This is a genomic window from Paenibacillus sp. FSL L8-0644, from assembly GCF_038008165.1.
Classification (GTDB): domain Bacteria; phylum Bacillota; class Bacilli; order Paenibacillales; family Paenibacillaceae; genus Paenibacillus; species Paenibacillus polymyxa_D.
In genome coordinates, this window is the sequence record NZ_JBBOYN010000001.1 from 385301 (window position 1) to 397500 (window position 12200).

The 12200-nt window shown below is 48.0% G+C and carries 12 protein-coding genes (1 of these 12 cut by a window edge); 11 read left to right on the top strand and 1 reads right to left on the bottom strand.

The genetic code is table 11. From position 1 onward, the window contains the following. Nucleotides 1-40: 40 nt before the first annotated feature. A complete protein-coding gene (locus NSS94_RS01645) occupies nt 41-1006 on the bottom strand; it encodes an ATP-dependent DNA ligase (protein WP_029516823.1) in 966 nt (321 codons plus the stop codon). A 313-nt stretch (nt 1007-1319) separates the two neighbouring features. Here NSS94_RS01645 and NSS94_RS01650 point away from each other — a divergent pair, with 313 nt between their 5' ends. The 11 genes from NSS94_RS01650 to NSS94_RS01700 all read left to right on the top strand — a co-directional run. Further along, nucleotides 1320-1595, top strand: a complete 276-nt coding sequence (locus NSS94_RS01650; protein WP_029516822.1) for a GNAT family N-acetyltransferase — start codon at nt 1320-1322, stop codon at nt 1593-1595. Nucleotides 1596-1890: 295 nt separating this feature from the next. Beyond that, entirely contained in the window at nt 1891-2454 is a 564-nt protein-coding gene (locus tag NSS94_RS01655; RefSeq protein ID WP_029516821.1) for a DUF420 domain-containing protein, read from the top strand. A gap of 184 nt (nt 2455-2638) precedes the next feature. Then, nucleotides 2639-3913, top strand: coding sequence for an ABC transporter substrate-binding protein (locus NSS94_RS01660; RefSeq protein ID WP_341038411.1), 1275 nt, complete (start codon nt 2639-2641; stop codon nt 3911-3913). Nucleotides 3914-3975: 62 nt separating this feature from the next. Then, nucleotides 3976-4857 carry a carbohydrate ABC transporter permease gene (locus tag NSS94_RS01665; protein WP_318628202.1) on the top strand — a complete coding sequence of 294 codons (882 nt, stop codon included), beginning with the start codon at nt 3976-3978 and terminating at the stop codon, nt 4855-4857. Further along, nucleotides 4857-5747, top strand: coding sequence for a carbohydrate ABC transporter permease (locus NSS94_RS01670; RefSeq protein ID WP_029516818.1), 891 nt, complete (start codon nt 4857-4859; stop codon nt 5745-5747). Before NSS94_RS01665 ends, NSS94_RS01670 begins: the two co-directional genes overlap by 1 nt. Nucleotides 5748-5796: 49 nt before the next feature. Beyond that, nucleotides 5797-7623: a protein O-GlcNAcase gene (locus NSS94_RS01675; protein ID WP_341038413.1), complete on the top strand. Its 1827-nt coding sequence runs from the start codon at nt 5797-5799 to the stop codon at nt 7621-7623. 97 nt (nt 7624-7720) lie between these two features. Then, nucleotides 7721-9262, top strand: a complete 1542-nt coding sequence (locus NSS94_RS01680) for a DUF4127 family protein (RefSeq protein WP_341038415.1) — start codon at nt 7721-7723, stop codon at nt 9260-9262. Between the two features lie 5 nt (nt 9263-9267). After that, nucleotides 9268-9987: an N-acetylmannosamine-6-phosphate 2-epimerase gene (locus NSS94_RS01685; RefSeq protein ID WP_029516815.1), complete on the top strand. Its 720-nt coding sequence runs from the start codon at nt 9268-9270 to the stop codon at nt 9985-9987. Next, on the top strand, nt 9965-10804 hold the full coding sequence (locus NSS94_RS01690) for a MurR/RpiR family transcriptional regulator (RefSeq protein ID WP_318628205.1): 840 nt from the start codon (nt 9965-9967) through the stop codon (nt 10802-10804). The genes NSS94_RS01685 and NSS94_RS01690 overlap by 23 nt, the downstream gene beginning before the upstream one ends. Nucleotides 10805-10961: 157 nt before the next feature. Further along, on the top strand, nt 10962-11897 hold the full coding sequence (locus NSS94_RS01695; RefSeq protein ID WP_341038417.1) for an ROK family protein: 936 nt from the start codon (nt 10962-10964) through the stop codon (nt 11895-11897). Nucleotides 11898-11922: 25 nt separating this feature from the next. Continuing rightward, nucleotides 11923-12200, top strand: partial view of an FAD-dependent oxidoreductase gene (locus tag NSS94_RS01700; protein WP_341038419.1) — the start only. 1333 nt of this gene lie beyond the right edge of the window; 278 of the gene's 1611 nt are visible here — the first part of the coding sequence; its start codon is at nt 11923-11925; its stop codon lies beyond the right edge, outside the window.

The following is a 12200-nucleotide window of genomic DNA, read 5'->3' on the forward strand; positions in this document are numbered from 1 at the left end:
AACTTTGTTCCGCATTTTTTGAAAATATATCTGTAAAACGTCACATCCAGGGGCCGATACACTGATCGAGGTCCTGATTCACAAAGGCTTGTATGGAGGGCTGACGCAGGGTACGTCCTTCTTGCCACCGCCACTCACTATATTGAACCTTGGCGGTATACATGGGTTGCACCCAAAACGCATCTTGATGCCGATCCGGTTTATTGCTAAAGGGTCGTTCCGATATGGTATGTGGTAGCAGGCGCTCGGTAAGCTGACGCCAATCTTCCCGAGTCAGCTTGCCCGTACCCACATGCCCGATATAGCGCAGCATTCCTTGTTTATCATATTGGCCCAGCAACACAGCGTTGATAATGCCTCCGTTCAGGGTATAGCCACCGATAACGGCAATGATATCGCCATAATTTTTGACCTTGAGCCATCGTCCGTCCTTTCCGCCCAATGTGTACGGACTATCCAGCTTTTTACACACAATACCTTCCATTCCTTGGCTGCACATAACCTGAAATAGAGCTTGTCCATCAGGATGAGCGGGAGCCAGTTGAATCCGTTCATTCGGTATGATGATCTGATGCAGCAGTTCAAGCCTTTCCTGTAACGGTTTAAGATGAACCCACTCCCCGTTCAGATAAATAATATCAAACAACATGTAAGTAGCAGGCACAGCTTCATAAGCTGACTGAATTCGATCCGTCCGACGAATCAGATCCCGTCGCATAATTTCATGGAATGATGGTTTACCGTCGGCACCGAGTGCGATCATTTCCCCGTCCAATATGACCGAATCAGCCTTGCAGTAGGAGGGGAAGAGAGCAAGCTCCGGGTATAAAAGCGTTCGTTCGTGCTGTTTGCGGTTGAACAGGCGTGTGCTGCCCTGGTTGTGATACGTCAAAATTCTCGTACCGTCCCATTTTATTTCGTAACGCCAAAGGCCTGTTGCATCTACAGGTACTTTTTCGCTCAGTTCCGGTTCAAACGGGATGACGGGTTTTATTTCTGTACGCAACGCAGCACCTCCCTTGCCTTTATATGAATAAATATAGTGTCGACGATAGATCTTATTTTATGTATCAGGATTTTGCAAAATTTGATTCCAGTCGCTCCGAAGTGCAAGATATAGACGAACTAAACCATTTCGATCTATATCTTGTTCATTGGAAGTCGCTTATGGGATTTTTGCAAAATCCTCGTATGTGATGTTTCTCTGATCCCTAAATAGGGGAATGATAAGAATATCTAGCGTCGGCATGAAGTGATTGCATTAATTCGTTAGCATGAGTTTTACGGGATTTTCTTCAGTCAGAAAGGGGATTGGTCTCATGAGACAAATTCGCGAGGAGGACCATGCAGTAGTCATGGTGGATGATGGACAGGTAGTTGCAGAAGTAGGTTATAAATCCGTAGATGACCACTCATTGGTCATTGACCATACATTTGTATCCGAGCAGTTACGGGGTCAAAAAATTGGCAAGGAGCTCATCGACAGAGTGGTTGAGATGGCAAGAAATCAGCATAAAAAGGTTATCCCTGCTTGCTCGTACGCACTTGCTCTGTTCAAGCGCCATAAAGAATACAGTGACGTGTGGCAGCAATGAATATGGATCATCAAGGCTGCTTAACTGCATAACCGACACAACACCGGAGCGGGTAATCAGACTCTTCCGGTGTTTTTTTTTTGTGCATAAAGCTTTTAAAAAGAATGCATTCTACCGTTGATATAGGGAAACAAAGGGCTATCCTCAAATGTTGAAGCACATTTCTTGCCGGATGGCTGTGAAATTGTTCATACTGTTGTCACTTCACAGGCTAACTATGAGTTCTATATAATATATTATGGTTATGACCGCAAAAATAATGAAAACCTGAATTTAAACGAAGGAGACGCTCATGATGAATAAAGCGAGTGAGGACAAGCAGTACGTTCCAACGAGCAATCGTAATTTTACAACCTTGATTATCACCGTTTCCATTATAGCCAACGTGATTATTTTGCTGCTATTCTTTTCGCCGATCGGATACCAGGGGAGTGTCAGTTTTGATCTCACTATTTTCCCAAGGTTGAATGCGATTTTTAACAGCTTCACGTTTATTTTCCTGGTGGCTGCATTGGTTGCTATTTTCAAGAAGAACATCAAGGTGCATAAAACCTTTATTCTGCTGGCCTTTGCCAGTACCGTTTTATTTTTATTTTCCTACCTGACCTTTCACTACATTTCGCCGGAAACTGCAAAATATGGCGGTGTGGGTATCCTTCGTCCGATTTACTTTACATTGTTGATTTCGCATAGCATACTGGCTGCAATTATTGTACCGCTGGCCCTGTTCACGGTTGTATGGGGATGGACGATGCAGGTAGCAAAACATCGTAAGATTGCGCGCTGGACGATGCCAATTTGGCTATATGTGAGCTTGACCGGGGTACTGGTGTACGTTTTCATGGCCCCATACTATTAATAGATGTGAACCCTTTGATGGGTTGATTTAGGGAAATGGCGTCTCTGCTGAAGAGGCGTCTTTTTTGTATCCAATAAAAGAAAAATTATTCCTTCTAAATTTATTTTATTAAAAAAACGTTCCTTCTATAACGGTATTTCTGCTATAATTTGCCTTAATCAACTAAGAACAAGGGGGTCACCATGTGACAAAGAAAGCGAAAGGCAGGTTACGGTTGCTTGTATCTATGCTGGCGCTGGTTGTACTGCTGAGCAGCTGCGGTGGTGGAGGATCAAAGTCGGAAAAGGTTGACGGAGGGAAAGTAACACTGCAATTTTGGACCATTGCACTACAACCTACATTTACCCCGTATTTCAATCGGGTGATTGCCGATTATGAGCAGAAGAACCCCAATGTCAAAATTGACTGGAAGGATTACCCTTATGACGCAGTAACCAACAAACTGTTGACAAGTATCGCTAGCAACAGCAGTCCGGATGTAGTTAATCTCAATACAGAATTTGCTAGCCAAATGGGCTCCAAGGGTGCTGTTGTTGATATGAATGAACATTTGTCGCCCGAGGAAAAGGCTGCTTATTTCGAGGGTATTTATAATTCCACAGTCATTAACGGTAAAGCTTATGCGCTGCCCTGGTATACCGGTACAGAAGTACTTTACATGAATACAAAGCTGGTCAAAGCCGCCGGATTGGACCCTGCTCATCCGCCCAAAACCCGGGAGGAATTGTCTGAATGGGGCCGTCAGATCAATAGAAAAATTGGCAAGGCAGGCTATGCTCAGCAGCTTGTATCCAAGCTTTTCGCTGTGGACGGCATTCCTATCCTAAATAAAGAAAAGACAGCGGCGGCGTTCAATACACCAGAAGCAGTCACCATGATTGATAATCTAAAAAAACAGATGGAAGATGGCGTTGTACTCAAGGAAGACGCTGACTTCTCACAACAAGTGAAATATTATGCCGGCGAGCAGGTTGCTTTCGAGCTGGCAGGCCCTACGTTCATCAATTTTATCAAAACGGCAGCGCCAGACGTTTATAAAAACACAATTGCTGTCCCTGTCCCAACTGGCAAAGCCGATGTGCGGCTCTCCAACTCTATGGACTTGGTCGTACCTGCTAAGTCTGTACATGTGGACGAAGCAGTGAAATTTGCTGTTTTCTTGACAAACGCAGAGAGTCAAACCGCTTTTTCTAAAGCAGCGAATACACTACCTTCCACGAAAGACTCCATTAAAGATCCATATTTTACTCAGTCTAACAAATCATTAGAAGCACAAGCCAAGGTAGTATCCGCGCAAAGTTTGGATAAGGCGACAGATTATATGGTTGGTGTGCCCAATGCCAAAGATGTGAATAGTGCCATCGCGCGAGCCTTGCAAAATATTTTATTGAACGGAAGAGATACGAAGGAGACGCTTACTGCTCTGGAGCAGGAAGTAAACGATATTTTAAAGCAATAGGTTTGACAGGGGGGGAGTGAATACTCCCCTGTTCATTTATCAAAATCAGGTGGTGATGCAGCATGATCAAATGGTTGAGGTCGGAGTCCTTTACGGCCTGGGCCTTTATGACGCCGGGACTGTTATTGCTTGCTGTCTTTGTATTTTGGCCTATTATTTACAGCATTCCGCTGGCATTGACAGACTACTCTGTCATATCAGATACCCATTTTGTCGGTTTGGATAATTTTGAAGCGGCGTTTAAGGACCGTAACTTTCTTATTTCGATTTGGAACTCATTGTTGTACGTGCTCATTGTCCCCTTTCTCCAAATTTTCTCCATCCTGATGGCCGTGCTTGTGAATAGCCGTATCCCGGGAATCAAAATATTCCGCACGACCTACTACATCCCTGTTGTGACTTCAATGGTAGCGGTAGCCTTAATTTGGAGCTGGCTGTTGGGCAATAACAGCGTAGTGAACTACTTGCTCATACAGATCGGCCTGATTAGCAAAGACATACACTGGTTATCGGACAGCAACTTGGCCTTGTATGTACTGATGTTCATCACAATGTGGAAGGGACTCGGGTATTATATGATGCTCTATCTGGCTGGATTACAAAACATTCCTCAAGATCTGTACGAAGCCGCTAGAGTCGACGGTGCAAGCCGATGGCGTCTGATTGTTCATATTACTCTTCCACTGCTAAGACCTTACGTTCTGTTCTGTACCCTTATATCACTCATGTCAGCTATCCGCGTATTTGATGAAGTATATGTACTAACCAAGGGTGGACCGGGAACGGCCACGTTGACATCGAGCTTGTATATTTTTCAAAAGGGGATGGAGCAGTTTAATTTTGGGTATGCTTCGGCGCTTGGCTTAATTGTCGGTGCAATGATTGCCGTACTTAGTATTATCGTATTCCGATTCAATAGGAAAGGTGGTGTCAATCCCTATTGATGAATCTAAAGGATGACAAATTGCTATGCTCATCTCTTCCTAAAAAGGAAAGTAGCCGCAGCATGCGCAGTCTTGCCCGAATGCTGAGAATGACGGTCATCTACATGCTTCTAGTGCTACTCGCCCTCTTTTTAATGGGACCGTTCCTCTGGCTGCTCAGCGTATCCCTCATGCCAGGCCGTAACATTTTTTCAACGCCGCCCGCTATTTTTCCGACCTTTATTAATTTCGACAACTATGTTCAGGTGTGGCAGTTCATGAATTTCCCGAAATATATGCTGAATACGGTCATCATTACGGTGTTGGGCGTTGTGCTCAATGTGGTACTCGCCAGTCTGACAGGATATCCCTTGGCTGTGTTTCGTTTTAAGGGTAAAAATCTGGTGTTTACGCTGCTGATTGCCACGATGATTATTCCTTCCTACACCGCATTTATTGTGCATTATCTGACCATTCAAGGGCTTCATCTGGGCAATACATATTTGGGTGTAGTGTTGCCTGGGGCAGTCTCCGTGTTCAACATTTTTCTGATGCGACAGACGTTTATTCATATTCCCACCGATGTACGTGATTCCGGTAAAATGGACGGCGCTTCGGAGTTTCGAATTTGGTGGCAGCTGGTGCTTCCGCTGGTCAAGCCAGCGCTTGCTGTAATTTCTCTGTTGGAGGCGATGTCGTTCTGGAACAGCTTTCTGTGGCCTATCGTTATTTTGAACGATACGGAGCTATATCCGCTAGCAGCTGCGCTCACGTATCTCAACGGTCAATTTGCCTATAACTTCGGCTGGATTGCTGCCGGCACAATGATTTCGGTACTGCCGATCATTATATTGTTCCTGTTTACACAGCGCTACTATATGGAAGGTTTGGCGGGAGCGGTAAAAGGATAGCCAGTAGTCACGGCTACGAAGAGCCTGTGAATGGAAGGAGACGATTGCGATGGAACTGTCCGAAGGAACGGGGCCTTATTCGAGTGTAGGGCTAGCACCGCAGGAGATTCAATATTATTTTCGTGATGTGTATGACAGCGGGGAAAGGCTGGTTATCTCCGAACCGCGACTGATCTGTGAACTGTCCTCTCGCTTTGCAATGAATCAGGAGTATGAAGGTGTGCTGGACCCTGAGGGACCGATCAAGCTTATTGTGCCTCCAGGGCCGGGTGTACCGACTGAAACACGGGGAAGCGTGCAGTTGGTGCTCGAATATGACGGAATGCTTGCTGCAGACGGATATCGGTTGGACATTCAGAAGGACGGGCGGATTGAAATTCATGCTTCCAATAAAAGAGGGCTCAAATACGGTATGGATGCCCTGCATCTCCTGCTTCAAGTGGAACAGGAGCGATGTACTCTGCCGGTGATGTCTATTCGGGATGAGCCTTCCTTCCCGGTCAGAGGAATTATTGAGGGCTTCTATGGGAAACCGTGGAGTTTCGCGGATCGGCTGGATGCCGTCCGTTTTATGGCTACGCATCGGATGAACACATTCATGTATGCCCCCAAGGATGATCCATATCATCGTGAGCTATGGAGAGAGCCGTACCCTGAGGATACGTTTGCCCAGATTTGCGAATTAAAGGAAGCCTGCGAACGGCATGAGGTTGATTTCCATTATTGTATCAGCCCAGGGAACGACCTGAGCTTTGGCAGTGATGAAGACTTCCTTAAATTGACTGAAAAGCTGGCGGCCGTGATTGCGATTGGCGTACGTCATTTTTCTGTGTTAATGGATGACATTGACTACGTACTCAAAGGGGAAAATCGACATTTGCTGGGCCGCTCGGGTCACGCTCATGTCTTTTTGACGAACAAGGTGCATGCATGGCTAGCTGAACGACTGCCTGAATTTACGCTGACGGTCTGTCCTTCGGAATATTGGTCATATTGGGATACCGAATATAAAAAGGATTTCCGTGAGCGGCTGCATCCGGAGATTAAGGTGTTCTGGACGGGGTACTTTGTTTTTGCTCCACAGATTAGTCGCGAGCACGCCGCTGATAATCATGCATTCTTCGGGCATGAGCTGTGGCTGTGGGATAACATCCCGGTGAATGATTGTGACCATGATCGGTTATTCCTTGATCCGCTGCGCGGACGATATTCCGGGCTACCAGACTGTGGACATACCGGTATGGTGGCCAACCCGATGAATCAGTGGGAATGCTCCAAAGTGACGCTCATTACGATGTCCCACTTTATGTGGAACAGTGAACGGTATATGCCTGAGCGATCTTGGGAATGGGCTGCGCAGGAGTTAGCAGGAGAGCGTGCGGATGAACTGATGTTTTTCTGTCGTCAAAACAGGAACAGCCGACTAGGCTGCAACACGTACGAGGACGTGGACCTTGCTTTGCAAATGCTCGATATCCCTGCACTGGATATGTACTTTGAGCGGCTGCTTCAGGCCGTGAACGTCCTACGGAGCGTGCCTGCCGGTGATCCAGCGGCAGGATTCGTGTCCCAGGCCGCACCGTGGCTGGAACGTGCCGAGCTGGATGCGAGCCTGTGGCAGGTGCTGCGTCAAGCTGCACTCAGCAGCGAGCGACAGGACGATGCACAGTCGGGGGAGAGCGGCACGCCGAGGGAAGCTGTTGACGAGCAAGAGCCGTCACCTCTGACAGACGAAATCGTAGGAGAACTGCGAAGCGGTATCACTGCTTGCTTAGAAGCGGAGGCTCGGCTGGGTAGCAATCCGGCGATCCGTGCTGCTGCGCAGTGGGGTTATGTCGATCAGGACGAACAAGGAAAATATCGGCTGATTTTGTGAGTATTTGCGCTGGATTAAGCAACCAAGGCAGCATAGCTGCCCTGAAAATAATCATTTGCCGTTAGGATAACGGTAATTTTCAGGAGAGGTGGAACGTATGGTAAAGCCCAAAACCCGATTACTTTTTATACCGCTGGATGAGCGGCCCTGTAATTATCAATTTCCTTATTTACTGGCACAGGGCACAGACTTTGAGATGGAGCGGCCCCCATTAGAATGGATGGGACAAAAGAAAACCCCTGGCGATACGATCAGACTATGGGCATGGCTCGAAGAACGCGCAGCGGCGGCTGATGGAGCCATTGTTGCGATGGATACGTTGCTGTACGGAGGAATCGTACCTTCTCGACTACACAGTATGTCGAGCGAGCAGGTCAAAGATAGAGTGAATCGGCTTCGCAGGCTAAAACAGCTATATCCGCAACTGACCCTGTATGCATTTCAACTGATTATGCGCTGTCCGCAATATTCTTTGGCTGATGAAGAACCGGATTACTATGCCGATTGGGGTCGTGAGATATTCAGAAAGGGCTTCATTGAGCATCGTCAGGAGCTGGGGATTGCTACCGCAGAAGAGTTACTCGAATTAGCTGATATCAACGAGCGTCTGCCAATGGAAATATTGGATGATTACCTAGGGCGTCGCCATGTGAATTTGGAGGCCAATGAAGTTGCGCTGGATCTCGTAGCAGAAGGTATCATTGATTTTATGATCATCCCACAGGATGATTCGGCTCCCTACGGCTATACCGCCAAGGATCAGCAGCGGCTAAGAAGTCGTATTTCTGAGCTTGGGCTGGATTTGAATGTATACATGTACCCGGGGGCAGATGAAGTGGGTTGTACGTTGCTGGCTCGTTGGGTTAACAAGATGAATAATGTAGTCCCACTGGTGTATCCCCGATTGTCTGCTTTGCAGGGGGCATTCGTAGTACCGCTTTTTGAAGATCGCTATTTTTACGAAACCTTAAAATATCAGATTATGGCGGCAGGTGGGCTGATAGCTTCCTCAGCAACGGAGGCTGATTTGATTTTGTTGGCTAACACACCTGGTGACACGATGGCAGAGGCTTCATCCCAGCAGCGTGCAATGACCGGATATGATGTACATCGGAATGTAGTAGAGCTGGTTGAGTACGGTTCTTATATGTTGCAATATGCAGGTCAAAATGTTGCAGTTGCTGATGTGGGCTACGCCAACGGCGCAGATCTCAAGCTACTTAGACTATTGAAGCAAAAAGGACTGCTTTTTAAGCTGGCGGGTTATGCAGGCTGGAATACCAGTTCTAACACGCTGGGCACCGTCATTGCCCAGTCCATACTGTATACCCACTATGGCTCTACGGAGGAACATTTGGATTTTCTGTCGCTGCGCTACGCCGAGGATGCCTGTTATTGCGCTGTGGTACGTACGGCTATGAATAACGGAATTGTAGAGCAGATGGGTTTTACCAAGTTTATGCTCGATGGACCGAGAGGCTCGGTAGCTGCGGTTATTCGCGGACGGCTGGAGCAGGCGCTCAATGAATATGTGAACGGGCCGGAAGGCCGCGTGGAAATTATAGATTGCTACATGCCGTGGAACCGCACCTTTGAAGTCGCATTAACCGTACGGCATCATGCTGAGAAGAGAGGGTGATTCCTATGGGAATGGAAGGTGTATTATCCAAAGTTCAGCACGGACTGATCGTGTCCTGTCAGGCGCTACCAGGCGAACCGTTACATGGAGCAGATTCTATGGTCAAAATGGCGCTTGCCGCACAGCAGGGTGGAGCTGTGGCGATACGCGCCAATGGCGCATCGGATGTACGTGCGATTAAACAGGCAATTTCTCTACCAGTGATTGGCTTGGTTAAGCGGGATTATGATGATTCTGATATTTACATTACGCCTACCCTTCGTGAAATGGAGGAACTGGTGGAGGCAGGCGCGGATATCATTGCGCTGGATGCCACATTACGACCGCGCCCAGCGGGATGCAAGCTGAAGAGGCTCATAGATTATGCCCATGAGCAGGGAGTCACTTCCATGGCAGATATATCGACACTGGAGGAGGCACTTCATGCGGCCTCCCTTGGCGCAGACTGCGTATCCACCACGTTATCCGGGTATACGCCGTACTCTGCTCAGATTGAGGGTCCTGATCTGGAGCTGGTTCGGAGAGCGTCGGAACTGGTTCCCGTTCCTTTAATTGCAGAGGGCAAAATCTATGATCCAGCGCAGGTTGAGGAAGCATTCCGAATGGGAGCACATGCAGTGGTTGTAGGCTCGGCGATTACCAGACCCCAATTGATTACGCAGCGGTTTGCCGATGCCGCAAGGAAGGCAGTGAAATGCATCTATGGAGATGAACGACCGAATTAAAACGTATTATCCTTCATTAACGAAATCGGAGCAGAAAGTTGCCTTGTGCGTACTGGAGCATCCCGCAGACATCATATATTTCTCTGTGACGGAGCTGGCGGATTTTGCAGGTACAGGCGAAACGACCGTCATGCGCTTTTGTCGGAAGATTGGTTTCAAAGGTTATCAGGATTTCCGACTGTCCCTAGCGCAAAACCAGACTTATCGTAAAACTGATATGGGCGAGGAGAACATCGACCCAGATGACGAACAAGATATTACGCGTACGGTGTATCACAACATGCTCGATATTTTGCACTCCAGTATGGGGCTGCTGGACCATTCAGAGCTTGGTCGTGCGATTGCGTGTCTCGATCAAGCGGGCTATGTTCAATTTTTCGGCGTAGGTGCTTCGGGGATTTCCGCGCAGGATGCTAAAAACCGTTTCTTACGCATCGGGCGTCGCGCCGAGGCTGTGGCAGACGGACATATTCAGTCGATGATGGCGGTGTCCATGAACCCGGGTGATGTGGCTATCGGCATTAGTGTATCAGGAAGTACGCTGGATACGAACGATATGCTGTATAAAGCCAAGCAAAACGGTGCAACTGTTATCGCAATTACAAATTATGCGAAATCACCCATTACCTCCATTGCAGATATCGTGTTGCTAACAGCGGGCAAAGAAGCGCCGATAGAAGGTGGTTCAATCGGTGCTAAAATCTCACAACTATTCGTGATTGACCTCATCTGCGAAGGGCTTGCTCGCAAGCACACGAGTCACACCAAACAGATGAAGGAAAAAACAGCGAGGGCCGTTATTGAACGAAGCTATTGAGATTTTTCAGTTGTGAATTGAAAACTGTGCGTTTCGACAGGTTCAATGACTTGTGTTTGTGGTGCTTATGAATGGCTATTTCATGTATTGCTATTAATAGAAGGTTTGTACAAAGAGCTAGTAAGCTTTTATGTAGGGTAACAAGGAGGTTGGTGTGGTGGCAGCTGCTGTGAACAGAGTCATTGGAATCGACATTGGGGGCACATCGGTGAAGGCCGCCATAGTGGCACGGGACGGATCGGTGCTTGATGAAATCCGGCTGGATACGGACGCTTCCCGGGGACGTGAATGGGTGTTGTCGCAGGTGTCAGAATCTGTGCTCGGGCTGTTGCGTTCTTTTGGAGATACCAGCCTCGGTGCCCATATAGATGTAGGCGCTCTTGGCATTGCTACTGCTGGCAGAGTAAATGTGGAGAGCGGCGAAGTTGTGTATGCCACAGATAACCTACCTGGCTGGCAAGGTACATCCTTAGTAACATGGGCTAGGGAAAAACTGGCTTTACGAGCGGTTGCTGATAATGATGCGAACGCCGCTTTACTTGGAGAAGCGTGGCAGGGAGCGGGGAAGGGCAAGCGACGCTTGGTGATGCTCACGTTGGGAACAGGTGTCGGAGGTGCATATATGGAAAATGGCCTCTTGTGCAGAGGGGCTCATTGGAGCGGCGGTGATTGGGGGCACAGTATTCTATTCCCCGTAGGACACCCCTGTAATTGCGGAAGAAAAGGGTGCGCCGAGCAATATGTATCGGGGAGCGCCCTCTTACGTCGAGGTAGGGAACACGTCGGTAAATTGTACCGCTCGGGAAACGAGATTGTGAAAGAGGCCGTTCACGGTAACCAGGAGGCAATTCAGGTGCTGGATGATTACACCGCAGATTTAGCTGTACTTCTAGCTAACATCTCAGTGACTCTTGATCCTGAGAGGATCATTGTAGGCGGAGGAGTATCGGACACGGGAGAGGTCTGGTGGCCCATGCTGGAAAAGCATCTGCACCAATTTGGAGTTCAAACGGAAGTAAGTCGGGCATTGTTGGGCAATCGCGCTGGAATTATCGGTGCTGCACGGCTTGCCTTCGAAATGACCGAGTCCTAGTACAAGAATGAAAGGGGAACGAACCATGACGCAAAAACGGCTTGATACCGACATTGTTGTGATTGGCGGAGGCCTGGGGGGGACATCGGCAGCTCTCGCGGCGGCGAAGGCTGGCATGAGAGTCATCGTGACAGAGGAGACGGACTGGTTAGGGGGGCAGTTAACTTCACAGGCGGTTCCCCCAGATGAGCATCGATGGATCGAACAATTTGGTTGCACAGCAACATACCGTGAGTTCCGTAATCGTGTACGTGACTATTACCGTCAGAACTATCCGTTAACCGAAGAAGCTCGAAATAATCC